The 18,269-nt window shown below is 64.7% G+C and carries 13 protein-coding genes; 12 read left to right on the plus strand and 1 reads right to left on the minus strand.

What is annotated here, in order from left to right:
• The first annotated feature begins 38 nt into the window (after positions 1 to 38).
• The 12 genes from L0976_RS24655 to clpB all read left to right on the plus strand — a co-directional run bounded on the left by L0976_RS24655 (position 39) and on the right by clpB (position 15,858).
• The gene (locus L0976_RS24655) at positions 39 to 1,121 is read left to right on the plus strand and encodes an ABC transporter ATP-binding protein (protein WP_234189609.1); all 1,083 of its coding nucleotides are present in this window, start codon (positions 39 to 41) and stop codon (positions 1,119 to 1,121) included.
• Between the two features lie 10 nt (positions 1,122 to 1,131).
• Entirely contained in the window at positions 1,132 to 2,202 is a 1,071-nt protein-coding gene (locus L0976_RS24660; protein ID WP_119259104.1) for an ABC transporter ATP-binding protein, read from the plus strand.
• Between the two features lie 2 nt (positions 2,203 to 2,204).
• Complete coding sequence (locus tag L0976_RS24665; RefSeq protein ID WP_234189610.1) at positions 2,205 to 3,071, plus strand: carbohydrate ABC transporter permease; 867 nt, start codon at positions 2,205 to 2,207, stop codon at positions 3,069 to 3,071.
• A gap of 11 nt (positions 3,072 to 3,082) precedes the next feature.
• On the plus strand, positions 3,083 to 3,964 hold the full coding sequence (locus L0976_RS24670; protein ID WP_234189612.1) for a carbohydrate ABC transporter permease: 882 nt from the start codon (positions 3,083 to 3,085) through the stop codon (positions 3,962 to 3,964).
• Positions 3,965 to 3,977: 13 nt separating this feature from the next.
• Positions 3,978 to 4,397, plus strand: a complete 420-nt coding sequence (locus L0976_RS24675; protein WP_234189613.1) for a DUF2160 domain-containing protein — start codon at positions 3,978 to 3,980, stop codon at positions 4,395 to 4,397.
• 76 nt (positions 4,398 to 4,473) lie between these two features.
• Positions 4,474 to 6,195 (plus strand): ABC transporter substrate-binding protein, encoded by a 1,722-nt coding sequence (locus tag L0976_RS24680; RefSeq protein ID WP_234189614.1) that lies wholly within the window; start codon positions 4,474 to 4,476, stop codon positions 6,193 to 6,195.
• Between the two features lie 211 nt (positions 6,196 to 6,406).
• Positions 6,407 to 7,681 carry an aspartate kinase gene (locus tag L0976_RS24685; protein WP_234189615.1) on the plus strand — a complete coding sequence of 425 codons (1,275 nt, stop codon included), beginning with the start codon at positions 6,407 to 6,409 and terminating at the stop codon, positions 7,679 to 7,681.
• A gap of 85 nt (positions 7,682 to 7,766) precedes the next feature.
• Positions 7,767 to 10,034 (plus strand): phosphoenolpyruvate--protein phosphotransferase, encoded by a 2,268-nt coding sequence (ptsP, locus tag L0976_RS24690; RefSeq protein ID WP_234189616.1) that lies wholly within the window; start codon positions 7,767 to 7,769, stop codon positions 10,032 to 10,034.
• Positions 10,035 to 10,056: 22 nt separating this feature from the next.
• On the plus strand, positions 10,057 to 11,139 hold the full coding sequence (gene prfA, locus L0976_RS24695; RefSeq protein WP_203316584.1) for a peptide chain release factor 1: 1,083 nt from the start codon (positions 10,057 to 10,059) through the stop codon (positions 11,137 to 11,139).
• A complete protein-coding gene (gene prmC, locus L0976_RS24700) occupies positions 11,136 to 12,005 on the plus strand; it encodes a peptide chain release factor N(5)-glutamine methyltransferase (RefSeq protein WP_234189617.1) in 870 nt (289 codons plus the stop codon). The genes prfA and prmC overlap by 4 nt, the downstream gene beginning before the upstream one ends.
• Before the next feature lie 332 nt (positions 12,006 to 12,337).
• Positions 12,338 to 12,997, plus strand: a complete 660-nt coding sequence (locus L0976_RS24705; RefSeq protein WP_234189618.1) for a DUF4167 domain-containing protein — start codon at positions 12,338 to 12,340, stop codon at positions 12,995 to 12,997.
• A gap of 254 nt (positions 12,998 to 13,251) precedes the next feature.
• The gene (gene clpB, locus L0976_RS24710; RefSeq protein WP_234189622.1) at positions 13,252 to 15,858 is read left to right on the plus strand and encodes an ATP-dependent chaperone ClpB; all 2,607 of its coding nucleotides are present in this window, start codon (positions 13,252 to 13,254) and stop codon (positions 15,856 to 15,858) included.
• Between the two features lie 92 nt (positions 15,859 to 15,950).
• On the opposite strand, the gene L0976_RS24715 is transcribed toward clpB, so the two are convergent.
• A complete protein-coding gene (locus L0976_RS24715) occupies positions 15,951 to 17,903 on the minus strand; it encodes a M23 family metallopeptidase (protein WP_234189620.1) in 1,953 nt (650 codons plus the stop codon).
• Positions 17,904 to 18,269: the final 366 nt, after the last annotated feature.

Consider the following 18,269-nt stretch of genomic DNA (forward strand, 5'->3'; position numbering starts at 1 on the left):
ACCCGATCCGGTGGCTGGGAGGAACGACGGAGACAGGAATGCTGGAACTGAGAAACATCACGAAGGTGGCGGGGGCGGAGACGCATATCCACCCGACCAACCTCGTGCTCGAGCGCGGCTCGCTCAACGTGCTGCTCGGCCCGACGCTGTCGGGCAAGACCTCGCTGATGCGCCTGATGGCCGGGCTCGACAAGCCGACATCCGGCTCCGTCTGGTTTGACGGCAAGGACGTGACGGGCGTGCGCGTGCAGGATCGCGGCGTCGCCATGGTCTACCAGCAGTTCATCAATTACCCGGCGATGACCGTCTACGAGAACATCGCCTCGCCGATGCGCATCAAGGGTGCGGATGCGGCGACCATCGACCGCGAAGTGCGCAAGGCGGCGGAGCTCCTGAAGCTGACGCCCTATCTCGACCGCACGCCACTCAACCTTTCCGGCGGCCAGCAGCAGCGCACCGCGCTCGCCCGCGCCATCGTCAAGAATGCCAGCCTGGTGCTGCTCGACGAGCCGCTCGCCAATCTCGATTACAAGCTGCGCGAGGAGCTGCGGCTGGAGCTGCCGAAGATCTTTTCCGCCTCGGGCGCGATCTTCGTCTATGCGACGACCGAGCCCTCCGAGGCGCTGCTTCTCGGCGGCAACACGGCCACGCTGTCGGAAGGGCGCATCACCCAGTTCGGCCGCACCATCGACGTCTATCGCCGGCCGAACGACCTTCTGACCGCCCGCACCTTCGCCGATCCGCCGCTCAACACGATGCAGGTCGTGAAGACCGGCGGTCACTTCGAGCTCGGCGGCAAGCCGGTGCTGCCGGTGCCGGCGCATCTTTCCGCGCTGCCGGACGGTCCCTGCACCATCGCCTTCCAGCCGCATCATCTTTCGCTTTCCAGCCAGAGCCCGGCCTCCGCGAGCCTCCAGGCGCGCACGGCGATTTCGGAAATCGCGGGCTCGGAGAGCTTCATCCACATCGAATTCGAGGGCACCCGCTGGGTCATGCTCGCGCCCGGCATCCACGACATCGAGCCTGACGCGGTCGTCACCGTCCATGTCGACACGCGCCATCTCATGGCGTTCGGTGCGGATGGCAGGGCGATGGCCGAGCCGGCCGCCGCTGCGGCGTGAGGAGAACACCATGGCACGCATCAACCTCGATCACATCCGCCATTCCTACGGCGAGAAGCCGAAGTCCGAAGCGGACTATGCGCTGAAGGAAGTGCATCACGAGTGGAACGACGGCGGCGCCTATGCGCTGCTCGGCCCCTCGGGCTGCGGCAAGACCACGCTGCTCAACATCATCTCGGGCCTGCTGCAGCCGTCGGAGGGTCGCATCCTTTTCGACGGAAAGGACGTGACGTACCTGTCGACGCAGGAGCGCAACATCGCGCAGGTCTTCCAGTTCCCGGTCATCTACGACACGATGACGGTCTACGACAATCTCGCCTTCCCGCTGCGCAACCGCGGCGTCGCCGAACCGGACGTCGACCGGCGCGTGCGCGAGATCCTGGAAATGATCGACCTTGCCGGCTGGGCGAAGAAGACGGCGCGCGGCCTTACCGCCGACCAGAAGCAGAAGATCTCCCTCGGCCGCGGCCTCGTGCGCAACGACGTCAACGCCATCCTGTTCGACGAGCCGCTGACGGTCATCGACCCGCATATGAAATGGGTGCTGCGCTCGCAGCTCAAGAAGCTGCACCGCCAGTTCGGCTTCACCATGGTCTATGTCACGCACGACCAGACCGAGGCGCTGACCTTCGCCGACAAGGTCGTCGTGATGTATGACGGCCAGATCGTGCAGATCGGCACGCCGGCCGAGCTCTTCGAAAAGCCGAGCCACACCTTCGTCGGCTATTTCATCGGTTCGCCGGGCATGAACGTCCTGCCGGCCGCCATCGACGGCGGCAGCGTCAAGGTCGGCGAGGAGACGATCACCCTCGGCTATTCGCCGGTGATCGCCGCCGGCGCGAAGACCGAGCTCGGCATCCGCCCGGAATTCATCTCGCTTTCCCGCGACGGCATGCCCGTCTCGATCAGCAAGGTCGAGGATATCGGCCGGCAGAAGATCGTGCGGGCGGAATTCGCCGGCAAGCCGATCGCCATCGTCGTGCCGGAGGACGGCGAGATCCCGGCCGATCCGCGCGTCACCTTCGACCCCGCCGCCATCAACATCTACGCCGATAGCTGGCGTGTCGGCAGGGAGGGCTGACGATGAACAAGACCTGGAACAACAAGGCCTGGTTCATGGTGCTGCCGATGCTGCTGCTGGTGGCCTTCTCGGCCATCGTGCCGCTGATGACCGTCGTGAACTATTCGGTGCAGGACACGTTCGGCAACAACGAGTTCTTCTGGAACGGCGTCGGCTGGTTCACGGACGTCCTTGAATCCGACCGCTTCTGGGAGGCGCTCGGCCGCAACCTGCTCTTTTCCGCGATCATCCTCGTCATCGAGATCCCGCTCGGCATCCTGATCGCGCTCAACATGCCGAAGAAGGGCCTCGGCGTGCCGGTCTGCCTCGTGCTGATGGCGCTGCCGCTGCTCATTCCGTGGAATGTGGTCGGCACGATCTGGCAGGTCTTCGGGCGCGTCGACATCGGCCTGCTCGGCCGCGTGCTCGACGGGCTCGGCTTCAACTACAATTACGTGAACAATGTCTTCGACGCCTGGGTCACGCTGATCGTCATGGACGTCTGGCACTGGACGAGCCTCGTCGTGCTGCTGTGCTATGCCGGCCTCGTCTCGATCCCGGAGGCCTATTACCAGGCCGCCAAGATCGACGGTGCCTCGCGCTGGGCGGTGTTCCGCTACATCCAGCTTCCGAAGATGAAGCGCGTACTGCTCATCGCCTTCCTGCTGCGCTTCATGGACAGCTTCATGATCTATACCGAGCCCTTCGTCGTCACCGGCGGCGGCCCGGGCAACTCGACCACGTTCCTTTCGATCGACCTCGTCAAGATGGCGATCGGCCAGTTCGACCTTGGCCCGGCCGCGGCCATGTCCATCATCTACTTCCTGATCATCCTGCTGCTGTCGTGGATCTTCTACACGGTCATGACCAGCAGCGACGAACAGGCGTGAGGGAGGAAACCATGACCTCACAGGCAACCACCGCAAGCACCATCGGAACGAGCGTTGCGAGCAGCGCCGGCGCAAGAGCCGGCGCCGGCAGCAAGCGCAGCTTCTCCTGGATCGTGCCCACCATCTACATCGTCTTCCTGATGCTGCCGATCTACTGGCTCGTCAACATGAGCTTCAAGACGAACACCGAGATCACCGGCGTCTTCTCGCTGTGGCCGGCGAACCCGACACTGCGCAACTATGCCGTCATCTTCACCGATCCGGCCTGGTATTCCGGCTATATCAACTCGATCATCTACGTGGTCCTGAACACGATCATCTCGATCGCGGTGGCGCTGCCGGCGGCCTATGCCTTCTCGCGCTACCGCTTCCTCGGCGACAAGCACCTGTTCTTCTGGCTGCTGACCAACCGCATGGCGCCGCCGGCCGTCTTCGCGCTGCCGTTCTTCCAGCTCTATTCGGCCTTCGGCCTGATCGACACGCATATTGCCGTCGCCATCGCGCATTGCCTGTTCAACGTGCCGCTCGCCGTCTGGATCCTGGAAGGCTTCATGTCGGGCGTGCCGAAGGAGATCGACGAGACCGCCTATATCGACGGCTATTCCTTCCCGCGCTTCTTCACGAAGATCTTCGTGCCGCTGATCGCCTCGGGCATCGGGGTGGCCGCCTTCTTCTGCTTCATGTTCTCCTGGGTCGAGCTCCTGATCGCCCGCACGCTGACGACGACGGACGCCAAGCCCATCGCCGCCACGATGACGCGCACGGTCTCGGCCTCCGGCATGGACTGGGGCGTGCTGGCCGCGGCCGGCGTGCTGACCATCATTCCCGGCGCGCTCGTGATCTATTTCGTCCGCAACTACATCGCCAAGGGCTTTGCCCTTGGCCGCGTCTGAAGGGGAGGGGTCGATGGCCGCCGTCGCCAACCGCAACAATCGCTGGCCCGTGGCGCTCGCCGTGGTGCTCGCCATCTATGCCGCCGCCGCGGGCCTGCTCGTTACGGTACTGCCGGTCAAGGACGGCGCGCGCGACTGGTTCGCCCCGCTCGTTCCGGGCGGCTGGATGGCCTGGTCGTTCCCGACGGCCATGTTCTTCCTGACCATCTTCCTTCTGATCGCGCTGATGGCGGTCTGGGAATATGCCCGGCCGGGCGGTGCCCCGCGCGTCGGCATCCTGCGCTTCGAGACGACGCGCGGCGACCGATTGTTCGTGTCGCTGCTCGGCTCGGCGTTCATTCAACTCGCATGGCTGGGCCTCGTCGGCTCCAGCCTGTGGTGGGCTCTTGCCTTGTCCGTGGTCTACGCCATCGGCGTTTTCCGCTTCGTATAGGCACCCGGAATGGAGGCCCCGGGGAGAAATGAGGGGGCCTTCGCACTGCAATCGCAAACCCCAAGGGAGGACTAAAATGCGAAAGCAACTTCTGACGACGACGGCAGTCCTGCTGCTGGCGTTCACCGGCTCCGCATTCGCGGACATGGATGCTGCCAAGAAGTTCCTGGATTCGGAGATCGGCGATCTCTCGTCGCTGTCGCGCGCCGACCAGGAAAAGGAAATGCAATGGTTCGTCGATGCCGCCAAGCCCTTCGCCGGCATGGACATCAAGGTCGTTTCCGAAACGCTGACCACGCATGAATACGAATCGAAGGTCCTTGCGCCGGCCTTCACCGCCATCACCGGCATCAAGATCACGCACGACCTCATCGGCGAGGGCGACGTCATCGAGAAGCTGCAGACGCAGATGCAGTCGGGCGAGAACATCTACGACGCCTATGTCAACGACTCGGACCTCATCGGCACGCACTGGCGCTACAAGCAGGCCCGCGCGCTGACCGACTTCATGGCGAATGAAGGCAAGGACGTCACCAATCCGGGTCTCGACGTCGACGACTTCATCGGCAAGTCCTTCACGACCGCGCCGGATGGCAAGCTCTACCAGCTTCCCGACCAGCAGTTCGCCAACCTCTACTGGTTCCGCTACGACTGGTTCAACGACGAGAAGAACAAGGCGGACTTCAAGGCGAAGTACGGCTACGACCTCGGCGTTCCGGTCAACTGGTCGGCCTATGAGGACATCGCCGAATTCTTCACCGGCCGCGAGATCGACGGCAAGAAGGTCTTCGGCCACATGGACTACGGCAAGAAGGACCCGTCGCTCGGCTGGCGCTTCACCGACGCCTGGCTCTCCATGGCCGGCAACGGCGATAAGGGCATTCCGAACGGCCTGCCGGTCGACGAATGGGGCATCAAGGTCGACGAGAACTCGCGTCCGGTCGGCTCGTGCGTCGCGCGCGGCGGCGACACCAACGGCCCGGCCTCGGTCTATGCCATCCAGAAGTATCTCGACTGGATCAAGGCCTATGCTCCGCCGTCGGCAGGCGGCATGAACTTCTCCGAATCCGGTCCTGTTCCCTCGCAGGGCGAGGTCGCCCAGCAGATGTTCACCTATACGGCCTTCACCGCCGACTTCGTGAAGGAAGGCCTGCCGGTCGTGAATGCGGACGGCACGCCGAAATGGCGCTTCGCTCCGTCGCCGCATGGCGTCTACTGGAAGGACGGCATGAAGCTCGGCTACCAGGACGCCGGTTCCTGGACGCTGATGAAGTCCACCCCCGACGACCGCGCGAAGGCCGCCTGGCTCTATGCGCAGTTCGTGACGTCCAAGACCGTCGACGTGAAGAAGAGCCATGTCGGCCTCACCTTCATCCGCCAGTCCACGCTCGATCACCAGTCCTTCACCGAGCGTGCGCCGAAGCTCGGCGGCCTGGTCGAGTTCTACCGTTCGCCGGCCCGTCTGCAGTGGTCGCCGACCGGTACGAACATTCCGGACTATCCGAAGCTCGCCCAGCTCTGGTGGCAGGCAATCGGCGATGCGGCATCCGGCGCCAAGACCGCGCAGGAAGCCATGGATTCGCTGTGCGCGGAGCAGGAGAAGGTGCTCGGCCGCCTCGAACGCGCCGGCGTCCAGGGCGACATGGGTCCGAAGCTCGCCGAGGAGCACGATCTCGAATACTGGAACAAGGACGCCGTCGCCAAGGGCAACCTCGCTCCGCAGCTCAAGATCGAGAACGAGAAGGAACAGCCCCAGACCGTCAACTACGACGAGCTGGTCAAGAGCTGGCAGAAATAAGCAGGCTCGCGGGCGGCCTGCCGCCCGCAGCCACCGTCATCCGATCCCTCTTGCCCGCATGCCGCAAGGCTTGCGGGCCTTTTCGTCCGCCCGCCGTACCGATTGGTACAGTTTGCGGAAACCATGCATTGCGCTGTGCGGGGTCTTCCGCTAAGAGACCCCGCGGTTTCTCCCGCGCGCTCGCGCGACTATCTGGAATAGCAGTACACCCATGGCACGCATCGTGATGAAATTCGGCGGAACGTCCGTCGCTGACCTCGACCGTATCCACAATGTGGCCCGCCATGTGAAACGCGAGGTCGAAGCCGGCCACGAGGTCGCCGTCGTCGTGTCGGCCATGTCCGGCAAGACCAACGAGCTCGTCGCCTGGGTGCAGAACATGCCGAAGGTCACGGGCGCGAACTCGCCCTTCTACGATGCGCGCGAATACGACGCCATCGTCGCCTCGGGCGAACTCGTCACCGCCGGCCTTCTTGCCATTGCGCTTCAGTCGATGGGCATCAATGCCCGCTCCTGGCAGGGCTGGCAGATCCCGATCCGCACCGACAACGCCCACGGCGCCGCCCGCATCCTCGACATCGACGGTGCGGAAATGATCCGCCGCATGGGCGAGGGCCAGGTCGCCGTCGTCGCCGGCTTCCAGGGCCTCGGCCCGGACAACCGCGTCGCGACGCTCGGCCGCGGCGGCTCGGACACCTCCGCCGTCGCCATCGCCGCCGCCGTCAAGGCGGACCGCTGCGACATCTATACCGATGTCGACGGCGTCTACACGACCGACCCGCGCATCGAGCCGAAGGCCCGCCGCCTCAAGAAGATCGCCTTCGAGGAAATGCTCGAAATGGCCTCGCTCGGCGCCAAGGTCCTTCAGGTGCGCTCGGTCGAGCTTGCCATGGTGCACAAGGTGCGCACCTTCGTTCGCTCCTCTTTCGAGGATCCCGATGCACCGGGCATGGGCGATCTTCTGAACCCGCCCGGTACGCTGATTTGTGATGAGGAAGAGATCGTGGAACAGGAAGTCGTAACGGGCATTGCCTATGCCAAGGATGAAGCGCAGATCTCGCTCCGCCGCGTCGCCGACCGGCCGGGCGTTTCGGCCGCGATCTTCGGCCCGCTGGCCGAATCCCATATCAATGTCGACATGATCGTCCAGAACATTTCCGAGGACGGCTCGAAGACCGACATGACCTTCACCGTTCCCTCGGGCGACATGGAGAAGGCGATCAGGGTTCTCGAAGCCGCCAAGGAACAGGTCGGCTTCGACGTGATCCAGCACGAGACGGGCCTCGTGAAGGTCTCGGTCATCGGCATCGGCATGCGCAGCCATGCGGGCGTCGCCGCCTCCGCCTTCCGCGCGCTTGCCGAGAAGGGCATCAACATCAAGGCCATCACCACCTCCGAGATCAAGATTTCCATCCTGATCGACGGCCCCTATGCGGAACTGGCCGTTCGGACTTTGCATTCCGTCTACGGTCTCGATAAGAAGTAGGGACCGGCCGACTCGGCGCCGATCTTTTGATCGCCGGCGCGGGTGAGCGCCGGCGGGTAACGACATTTTCGGGAGACGCCACGCGATGAGAGACCTCTCCGCGGGTCCGCGCGTTCTTCTCAAGCGGCTGCGCGAACTGATGGCGGAGCCGCTCGAGCCGCAGGAGCGCCTTGACCAGATCGTGCGCCAGATCGCGCAGAACATGGTCGCGGAGGTGTGTTCCGTCTATGTGCTGCGCTCCGACGGCGTTCTCGAACTCTATGCCACCGAAGGCCTCAATCCCGGCGCCGTCCACCTTGCCCAGCTCAAGATGGGCCAGGGCCTCGTCGGCACCATCGCGGCCTCCGCGCGGCCGCTGAACCTTTCCGACGCCCAGTCGCACCCCGCCTTCACTTATCTCCCGGAAACGGGCGAGGAGATCTATCACTCCTTCCTCGGCGTTCCGATCCTGCGCACCGGCCGGGCGCTCGGCGTTCTCGTCGTGCAGAACAAGGCGAGCCGCACCTATCGCGAGGACGAGGTAGAGGCGCTCGAAACGACGGCGATGGTGATCGCCGAGATGGTGGCGACCGGCGAGCTGAAGAAGCTCACCAAGCCCGGTCTCGAGCTCGACCTTTCGCGTCCCGTCGCCATCGAGGGGGCGAGCTTCGGCGAAGGCATCGGTCTCGGCTATGTCGTGCTGCACGAGCCGCGCATCGTCGTCACGAACCTCCTCAACGAGGATTCCGAGCATGAGCTCGGCCGGCTCGCCGAGGCGCTGGGTTCGCTGCGCATCTCCATCGACGACATGCTGTCGCGCCGCGAGATCTCGATGGAGGGCGAGCATCGCGAGGTGCTGGAAACCTATCGCATGTTCGCGCACGACCGCGGCTGGGTGCGGAAGCTCGAAGAGGCGATCCGCAACGGCCTGACGGCGGAAGCGGCGGTCGAGCGGGTGCAGAGCGAGACAAAGGCGCGGATGATCCGCCTGACGGATCCGTACCTGCGTGAGCGCATGCACGATTTCGACGATCTTGCGAACCGCCTGCTGCGCCAGCTCACCGGCTATGGCGCAAAGCTCTCCGCCAGCAGCTTTCCGAACGATGCGATCGTCGTTGCGCGCGCCATGGGCGCGGCCGAGCTGCTCGATTATCCGCGCCAGAACGTGCGCGGCCTCGTGCTGGAGGACGGTGCCGTCACGAGCCATGTGGTGATCGTGGCCCGCGCCATGGGCATTCCGGTCGTCGGCCAGGCGGCAGGGGCCGTGGCGCTTGCGGAGAACGGCGATCCGATCATCGTCGACGGCGACGATGCGCGTGTACATCTGCGGCCGCTGCCCGATCTCCAGCGCTCCTATGAGGAGAAGGTGCGCTTCCGCGCCCGCCGGCAGGAGCAGTACCGGGCGCTGCGGGCCGTCGAGCCGGTCACGAAGGACGGGTGCCAGATCAATCTCCAGATGAATGCCGGCCTTCTGGTCGACCTGCCGCATCTCAACGAATCGGGCGCGTCCGGCATCGGCCTCTTCCGCACCGAGCTCCAGTTCATGATCGCCTCGACCATGCCGAAGGCGGAGGAGCAGGAAGCCTTTTACCGCAACGTATTGAAGCATGCGGGCGGCCGCCCCGTGACGTTCCGCACACTCGATATCGGTGGCGACAAGGTCGTGCCCTATTTCCGCGCGGCGGAAGAGGAGAACCCGGCGCTCGGCTGGCGCGCCATCCGCCTGTCGCTCGACCGGCCGGGTCTTCTGCGCACCCAGCTTCGCGCCATGCTGCGCGCGACGGCCGGGGCCGATCTGCGACTGATGCTGCCGATGGTGACGGAGGTTTCCGAGCTCCGGGAGGTCCGCGACCTCCTGCAGAAAGAGATTCAGCGCCAGTCCAAGCTCGGCGAGCAGTTGCCGAAGAAGCTGCAGTTCGGCGCCATGCTGGAAGTGCCGGCGCTGCTCTGGCAGCTCGACGAGCTGATGGCCGAGGTCGATTTCGTCTCGGTCGGCTCGAACGACCTCTTCCAGTTCGCCATGGCGGTGGACCGGGGCAATGCCCGCGTCTCCGACCGTTTCGACACGCTCGGCCGGCCGTTCCTGCGCATCCTGCGCGACATCGTGCGCGCCGGCATCCGCAACGACACATCCGTGACGCTCTGCGGCGAGATGGCGAGCAAGCCGATCTCGGCGATGGCGCTGCTCGGCATCGGCTTCCGTTCGGTCTCCATGTCGCCGGCGGCGATCGGGCCGGTGAAGTCCATGCTGCTGGCGCTCGATGCGGGCAAGCTGGAAGCGGTGCTGACGCCGGCCATCGACGATTTGAAGCCGACGGCGTCCATTCGCCAGATTCTCACCGACTTTGCGGCCGAGAACGGCATTCCGCTTTAAAGACCTGGACTGGAGTTGAACGGTGGCGAAGCTTCCCGTTGAAAAGATGCGCGAACTCGAACGCCGTTTCGGCGAGATCGAGGCGCGCATGTCGGCGGGGCCGGATTCGGAGACCTATGTGCGCCTCGCCTCGGAATATTCCGAGCTTCAGCCCGTCGTCGCGAAGGTGCGCGAATACGAGAAGGTGGGTGGCGAGATCGCCGACCTCGAAGTATTGCTCGCCGACAAGGCGACGGACCGCGAGATGCGCGACCTTGCGGAAATGGAACTGCCGGATCTGAAGGAGCGCCTCGAAGGCCTGGAAAAGGAGATGCAGATCCTGCTTCTCCCGAAGGACGCCGCCGACGAGAAGAGCGCGATCCTCGAAATCCGCGCCGGCACGGGCGGCTCCGAGGCGGCGCTGTTTGCCGGCGACCTCTTCCGCATGTACGAGCGCTATGCCGCCGCCCATGGCTGGAAGGTGGAGGTCATCTCCTCCAGCGAGGGCGAGGCGGGCGGCTTCAAGGAAATCATCGCGACGATCACCGGGCGCGGCGTCTTCGCCAAGCTGAAGTTCGAATCGGGCGTGCACCGTGTCCAGCGCGTGCCGGAGACGGAGGCGAGCGGCCGCATCCATACCTCCGCCGCCACGGTCGCCGTGCTGCCGGAGGCGGAAGAGATCGACATCGAGATCCGCGCCGAGGATATCCGTATCGACACGATGCGCTCGTCCGGTGCGGGTGGCCAGCATGTCAACACGACGGACTCGGCCGTGCGAATCACCCACCTGCCGACGGGCCTCGTCGTGACGAGCTCGGAAAAGTCGCAGCACCAGAACCGCGCCAAGGCGATGCAGATCCTGCGTTCGCGGCTCTACGACATGGAGCGCCAGCGCGCCGACAGCGAGCGTTCGGCGGATCGCAAGAGCCAGGTCGGCTCGGGCGACCGTTCGGAGCGCATCCGCACCTACAATTTCCCGCAGGGCCGCGTCACCGATCACCGCATCAACCTGACGCTCTACAAGCTCGACCGGATGATGATCGGCGAAATCGACGAAGTGGTCGATGCGCTGCTGGCGGACTATCAGGCCGGCCAGTTGGCGCAGCTCGGCGAACAGGGCCGATGAGCGGCGCAACGCTCGCCGAAACGCTGGCGGCGGCACGGCGCCGGCTTTGCGCGGCGGGCATTGCGGACGGCGCGCAGGATGCGCGGCTGCTGATCGCCGGCCTTCTCAAGCTTTCCTCCACCGCCTTCGTCACCGATGGGAGCCGCCTGCTGGATGCGTCCGAAAGAGCGATGATCGAGGATGCATTGGCGCGGCGCGTGGCGCGCGAGCCGGTGCACCGCATCCTCGGCCACCGGGCCTTTTCGCGGCTCGACCTCATGCTTTCCCCCGAAACGCTGGAGCCGAGGCCGGATACGGAAGTCCTCGTCGATGCGCTCGTGCCCCATGCGTTGAGAATGGTCGCGGGTGGCGGCTGCCGGATCCTCGATCTCGGCACGGGAACCGGCGCGATCTGCCTTGCCTTGCTCGATCTCGTGCCCGGCGCGACCGGGATCGGCGCCGATCTTTCGGCGGGGGCCCTTGAAACGGCGCGGCGCAATGCCGACATCAATGGGGTCGCCGGCCGCTTCGAGGCGGTCGAGAGCGACTGGTTTGCAGCCGTGACCGGGGCATTCGACATCATCGTGTCAAATCCGCCCTATATCGTCCGATCCGTGGTCGGAACGCTGGACGAGGACGTCCGGCTCCACGATCCGATCCTTGCGCTGGATGGCGGAGACGACGGGCTGGATGCCTATCGGGCCATCGCGGCGGGGGCGGATGCTCATCTTCGGGAAAACGGCCTGGTGGCTTACGAAATCGGCTACGACCAGAAGGATCAGGTCACCGCGATCATGCGCGAACACGGTTTTGCGCGTATCGAGGCGGTGCAGGATCTCGGCGGCAACGACCGCGTTCTCGTCTTCGCAAATGCACGGACTGTGTAAATTTCCTTGCACAGGCGAAGCAAATTCCGCAGCCGCAAAGAAAAGGCTTGGAATTGTGAAGGAAGCGGGATAGTTTGCGGCCACGCACTGGGCAAGAGGTCATGCCACAGGGATTTGCTCCTGTATGACCCGATCGCGAGGATTGCTCTCTCGAAGAGTTGCTAGGGTTGAAGACTGCCCTGTGCGGGTACCTGTTAATTTGACGTCTTACGGCGACAGGACCACCGACCGGCGTGGTTTGCCCGCGGGTAAGGATGCTTGATCTGGCGTGTCCCGATCAGGCTTGCAGACACATGAATCATCGATACCACGATACGTTAGGTGAGTGACATATGAGGCCAGGACAGCAAAACAAGCGCGGCCGCGGGCGTAACAATAACAATAACAATAATAACAACAACAATAGCAACAACAGCCACCGCAAGGGCGGCAATCCCCTCACGCGGACCTATGACAGCTCGGGTCCGGACGTGAAGATCAGGGGCACGGCCCAGCATATCGCCGAGAAGTACGCAGCGCTTGCCCGCGACGCCCAGAGCGCCGGCGACCGCGTCATGGCGGAAAACTATCTTCAGCACGCCGAGCACTACAACCGCATCATTGCCGCCGCCCAGGCGCAGATGCAGGAACGCTTCCCGCGTGAAGAACGCTCCGACAATTCCGACCGCGGCGACTTCAACGATCGCGACGGTTTCGACCGCGATCCCGACGAGATCGATTCGACGCCCGTCGAGGACCAGGCACCGGCTGCCGCCGCGCCCGTCGAGCAGCCCGTCGTCGTCGACGGTTCCGGCCCGCAGCCGGTGATCGAAGGCACGCCGGCGGAAGTCGCGCTCGAAGAGGAAGCCGCAGCACCGGCCGGTGGCCGTGCGCCGCGTCGCCGCAACGCTGCCCGCCCGCGCCGTCCGCGTCGCGGCGAAGGCCAGGCGGGCGAGGGAGACGGCCAGCCTTCGGGCGATGACGCCCCCGCGCTCGAAGCCGCTTCGGAATAGGTTTCGCTCCGCCGACCAGTCGAGGAACCCGGCCCTGTGCCGGGTTCTTGCGTTTGCGCAGGCGGGCCTCGAAAAATCTGTTCCCGGCTGCCGGAAGGTCCCCTTTAATTCCGAAAATGCCTCCACCATATTCGCTTCAGGCGGTTGACCGGTCGCACGGCCGGGGACCCGCATGAAGGGCTCGCCTTGACGGGAGCCCTATCCTGAATCGTCGACCGGTGCCTGATGGGCCGGCCGAGTTATGGAGGCAGATGATGAATATCGAAAAATACTCCGAGCGCGTTCGCGGATTCCTGCAATCCGCCCAGACCAAGGCGCTTGCGGACGGCAATCCGCAGTTCACGCCCGAACACGTTCTGAAGGTCCTGCTCGACGACGAGCAGGGCATGGCGACCTCGCTGATCGAGCGGGCCGGCGGCAATGCGCGCGAGGCGCGGATCGCCAACGATGCCGCGCTTGCCAAGCTGCCGAAGGTTTCCGGCGGCAACGGGCAGGTCTATCTCGCGCAGCCGCTGGCAAAAGTCTTCTCCACCGCGGAAGAAGCCGCCAAGAAGGCGGGTGACAGCTTCGTCACCGTCGAACGCCTGCTGCTGGCGCTTGCCATCGAGAAGTCCGCCGCGACCTCGGAAATCCTCGCCAAGGCCGGCGTGACGCCGACGTCGCTCAACCAGGTGATCAACGACATCCGCAAGGGCCGCACCGCCGATACGGCGAGCGCCGAGCAGGGCTTCGATTCGCTGAAGAAATTCGCCCGCGACCTCACCGCCGATGCGCGGGAAGGCCGGCTCGATCCCGTGATCGGCCGCGATGACGAAATCCGCCGCACGATCCAGGTCCTGTCGCGCCGCACGAAGAACAATCCCGTCCTCATCGGCGAGCCCGGCGTCGGCAAGACCGCCATCGCCGAGGGCCTTGCGCTGCGCATCGTCAACGGCGACGTGCCTGAGAGCCTGAAGGACAAGAAGCTGATGGCGCTCGACATGGGCGCGCTGATCGCCGGTGCGAAATATCGCGGCGAGTTCGAGGAACGCCTGAAGGCCGTGCTTGCCGAAGTGCAGGCGGAAGACGGCGAGATCATCCTGTTCATCGACGAGATGCACACGCTGGTCGGTGCCGGCAAGGCGGATGGGGCGATGGACGCCTCGAACCTTCTGAAGCCTGCGCTTGCCCGGGGCGAATTGCACTGCGTCGGCGCGACCACGCTCGACGAATACCGCAAACATGTCGAGAAGGATGCCGCGCTCGCCCGCCGGTTCCAGCCCGTCATGGTGGACGAGCCGACCGTCGAGGACACGATCTCGATCCTGCGCGGCCTCAAGGAAAAGTACGAGCAGCACCACAAGGTCCGCATCTCCGATTCGGCCCTGGTCGCCGCCGCGACGCTTTCCAACCGCTACATCACGGATCGCTTCCTGCCGGACAAGGCGATCGACCTGATGGACGAAGCCGCCTCGCGGCTGCGCATGCAGGTCGATTCCAAGCCGGAGGAGCTCGACGAGCTCGACCGCCGCATCATCCAGCTCAAGATCGAGCGCGAGGCCCTGAAGAAGGAGACCGACCGCTCGTCGCAGGACCGGCTCGAAAAGCTCGAGATCGACCTTGCCGCGCTGGAAGAGGAAGCCGATGCGCTGACCGCGCGCTGGCAGGCGGAAAAGTCCAAGCTCGGCCGCGCCGCGGACCTCAAGCGCCAGCTCGACGAGCTGCGCAACGAACTGGCCATTGCCCAGCGCAAGGGTGAGTTCCAGCGCGCCGGCGAACTTGCCTACGGCATCATCCCGAAGCTCGAAAAGGAGCTGGAGGAGGCCGAAGGCCGCGACGTCGGCGACGTCGATCCGATGGTGCAGGAGGTCGTCACCCCCGACAACATCGCCCATGTGGTCTCCCGCTGGACGGGCATCCCCGTGGACAAGATGCTGGAAGGCGAGCGCGACAAGCTCCTGCGCATGGAGGACGAACTCGGCAAGTGGGTCGTCGGCCAGGGCGATGCCGTCCAGGCGGTCTCCCGCGCCGTCCGCCGTGCCCGCGCCGGCCTGCAGGATCCGAACCGGCCGATCGGCTCGTTCATCTTCCTCGGTCCGACCGGCGTCGGCAAGACGGAGCTGACCAAGGCGCTCGCCCGCTTCCTGTTCGACGACGAGACGGCGATCCAGCGCATGGACATGTCGGAATATATGGAGAAGCACTCCGTTGCCCGACTGATCGGCGCGCCTCCCGGCTATGTCGGCTATGAGGAAGGCGGTGCGCTCACCGAATCCGTCCGCCGCCGGCCCTATCAGGTCGTGCTGTTCGACGAGATCGAGAAGGCGCATCCGGATGTCTTCAACGTGCTGCTGCAGGTCCTCGACGACGGTCGCCTGACCGATGGCCAGGGCCGCACCGTGGACTTCCGCAACACGATGATCATCATGACCTCGAACCTCGGCGCGGAATACCTGACGGCGCTCGGCGAAAACGAGGACAGCGATGTCGCGCGCGACCAGGTGATGGATGTCGTGAAGACGGCGTTCCGGCCGGAATTCCTGAACCGGATCGACGAGATCATCCTGTTCCATCGCCTGAAGCGGTCGGAAATGGGCGCTATCGTCGACATCCAGCTCGAGCGCCTGCGCAAGCTGCTGGTGGATCGCAAGATCGTCCTCGACCTCGACGAGGAGGCCGTGCACTGGCTGGCCGAGAAGGGCTACGATCCTGTCTACGGCGCACGTCCCCTGAAGCGGGCGATCCAGAAGCACCTCCAGGATCCGCTGGCGGAGAAGATTCTCGCCGGGGAGATTCCGGATGGTTCGACCGTCAAGGTGATCGCCGGTTCCGACCGGCTGCTCTTCTCGCCGCGCAACGCGGCGGCAAGCAAGGCCGCCTGAGGAAGCATTCGGGTAAAAAAGAAGCGCGGGTCTCGGCCCGCGCTTTTTGCGTTTATGCCGCGAGATGCCATTTCATGTCGGGACGGTATGCGTCAGTGGGTTTCTGCGACCTGCGTCGGGCTGCCGAGACCGAGCAGGTCGTCGATCCGCTTGCGCTCGACCTCGAACTGGGCCAGCGCTTTGCCTTCCAGAGACTTGCCGCCGGGCAGGCGGATCTTCAGCGCATCCACCTTGTTGCCGTTGACGATCAGCTCGTAGTGCAGGTGCGGGCCGGTGGACAGGCCCGTCGTGCCGACGAAGCCGATCACCTGGCCCTGGCGTACCTTAACGCCCGGCTTGATGCCCTTGGCGATCGCGCTCTGGTGGTTGTAGGAGGAGACGTAGCCGTTGGCATGGCGGATCAGCGTCTGGTTGCCGTAGCCGCCGGAATCCCAGCCCGCCTTCTCGACCACGCCGTTGCCGGCCGCGATGATCGGCGTGCCGCGCGGCGCGGCCCAGTCGACGCCGGTATGCATGCGCGAGAAGCCGAGGATCGGGTGACGCCGCATGCCGAAGCCGGAGCGGAAGACGCCATTGGGAACCGGGTTGCGCAGAAGGAATTGCCGGATGCTCTTTCCATCCTCGTCGTAATAATCCACCGCGCCGTCTTCCGGATCCTGGAAGCGGTACACCCGGGTTTCCGTGTCGCCGAACCGGGCATCGAGGAAGAGGATTTCGGACTCCTCCGTCGTCGTGCCGTTCTGGTCCGTGACGGAGAAGAACGCCTCGAGCGAATCCGTCGGGCGAAGCTGCGCCTGGAAATCGACGTTGCTGGCGAGAATGCGGATGACCTCGGCCGTCATATCCTGGCCCATGCCATAGGAAAGGGCGGCCCGGTAGATGCCGTCATAGACGCGCGGCAGGTCGCGCCCGGCGATGATGGACGGCCGGCCGTCATCGTCGAATGCGGTCGCCACCGCATCGAGCACCGGCGGTTCGGCGCCGCTGACGAAACGGCCGCTGTCGTCGATCGCGGCCGTCACCACGTGGCGGCCGCGCGAATAGACGCTGGCGCGCACGATGCTCGCTTCCTTGCCCTTCTGCGACACGCAAATGCGCAGCACGTCGCCCTCGGCCAGTTGCTTGCTGCCGAGCTGGCTGTCGAGATAGGCGGAGAGATCGTCGGCCTGCGCCCTGGTGTAACCGGCGGCCGTCATGATCTCGTCGATGTCGGCCGCGCGGCGCACCGGGATCACGTCGTCGGCATATTCGGTGTCGTCGGGCGTCAGCGTATCGAAGGTCGACACGCTCATGTTCTCCTCGACGATGCGGGCCGTCAGGCCCATCAGGTCGATGTCGGAGCTGTCGGAGGCAAAGCGCTGCGGGTCGACATAATAGAGGGACGCGACCTGCGTGCTGCCGTCCGTCAGCACCGAGCCGTTGGTGCGCACGTTCTCCTCGACCTCCTCGATCGACATCTGGTCGGCATAGTCGAGCGCCGAGCCGCCGGTCGGGAAGGCATCCGTCTGGAGCGCGACTTCCGATTCGACGTCGGAACCGTAGATCGTGCCCATGCGCGAGGCGGGGGCCGCGTCCTTGCCGTTCGTCGAGAAGATCGCCAGCGGATCGAAGCGCGGATAGTCCTCGCTCGTCGCATGGTTGGCGGCAAGCGCCATCTTCACATGGGCGAAGGGCTGCCGGCGCACCACTTCCTTCTCGCCGTCGTGGATCATGGTGGAGATCTCCATGATCTTCTTGTCGGAAGGCTTTGCGACGATGGCCGGTTCGAGCACACGCTCGCCGCGCTTGGCGGTCTCGCCGTTCCTGCTCGTCTGGTTGGGGGGCGCGAGCGCGGCGAAGGCCTCTGCCGGAATGGCGAGCTGCTGGCGCCCGTCGAGGGCGGCAAAGAGCGCGACGCCCATCAGGATCGAGGAGGTGATGCCGGTCAGGAACGTGCCGGACAGCCAGCGAAGGGAAATCTCACGGCGGTCGGGCGCCTTGCGCCCGTCGGCGAGGATCGGCGGCTCATTGCCGAGAGATCGGATCATGTTCCGGTCGGTGGTCATGCCGATATGCTTCGCCCTGTATCGCCGTTTTCTTGTTTTGCGCGCGGGAAGATGCACGCAGGAGGGCCTGCGAGTCAAATGACGCAGGTGCCATCCTACACTCTAGAGGCGGGGATTGTGAAAATCTGAGGGCGGGCCGGGCCTTTCCCGCCATTTGCGGTGAAAATGCCCGGCAATCCAGCCCTCTCACCTGACAAATGAAAGGCAAACGCGCCTTTGCGAAGAAAATTTTAAAAAATTGTCACACGCCTGTTGACGCTTAGAAATGTTGGGCCTATAACGCCGCTCATCGAACGAGAGCGGCGGCGCTTCTGGCGGCCGACGAGCTCGCTCTAGGGTTTCCTTGAGAAGCTGGTGAGAATTGGG

The sequence above is a fragment of the Shinella sp. NM-101 genome, assembly GCF_021401195.1.
Lineage (GTDB): Bacteria > Pseudomonadota > Alphaproteobacteria > Rhizobiales > Rhizobiaceae > Shinella.

Coding starts and splice junctions, on each gene's coding strand:
- L0976_RS24685 (WP_234189615.1), top strand. CDS start 6,407: ATGGCACGCATCGTGATGAAATTCGGCGGAACGTCCGTCGCTGACCTC.
- L0976_RS24675 (WP_234189613.1), top strand. CDS start 3,978: ATGGCCGCCGTCGCCAACCGCAACAATCGCTGGCCCGTGGCGCTCGCC.
- L0976_RS24655 (WP_234189609.1), top strand. CDS start 39: ATGCTGGAACTGAGAAACATCACGAAGGTGGCGGGGGCGGAGACGCAT.
- L0976_RS24665 (WP_234189610.1), top strand. CDS start 2,205: ATGAACAAGACCTGGAACAACAAGGCCTGGTTCATGGTGCTGCCGATG.
- L0976_RS24705 (WP_234189618.1), top strand. CDS start 12,338: ATGAGGCCAGGACAGCAAAACAAGCGCGGCCGCGGGCGTAACAATAAC.
- L0976_RS24670 (WP_234189612.1), top strand. CDS start 3,083: ATGACCTCACAGGCAACCACCGCAAGCACCATCGGAACGAGCGTTGCG.
- L0976_RS24715 (WP_234189620.1), bottom strand. CDS start 17,903: ATGACCACCGACCGGAACATGATCCGATCTCTCGGCAATGAGCCGCCG.
- prmC (WP_234189617.1), top strand. CDS start 11,136: ATGAGCGGCGCAACGCTCGCCGAAACGCTGGCGGCGGCACGGCGCCGG.
- L0976_RS24680 (WP_234189614.1), top strand. CDS start 4,474: ATGCGAAAGCAACTTCTGACGACGACGGCAGTCCTGCTGCTGGCGTTC.
- clpB (WP_234189622.1), top strand. CDS start 13,252: ATGAATATCGAAAAATACTCCGAGCGCGTTCGCGGATTCCTGCAATCC.
- ptsP (WP_234189616.1), top strand. CDS start 7,767: ATGAGAGACCTCTCCGCGGGTCCGCGCGTTCTTCTCAAGCGGCTGCGC.
- L0976_RS24660 (WP_119259104.1), top strand. CDS start 1,132: ATGGCACGCATCAACCTCGATCACATCCGCCATTCCTACGGCGAGAAG.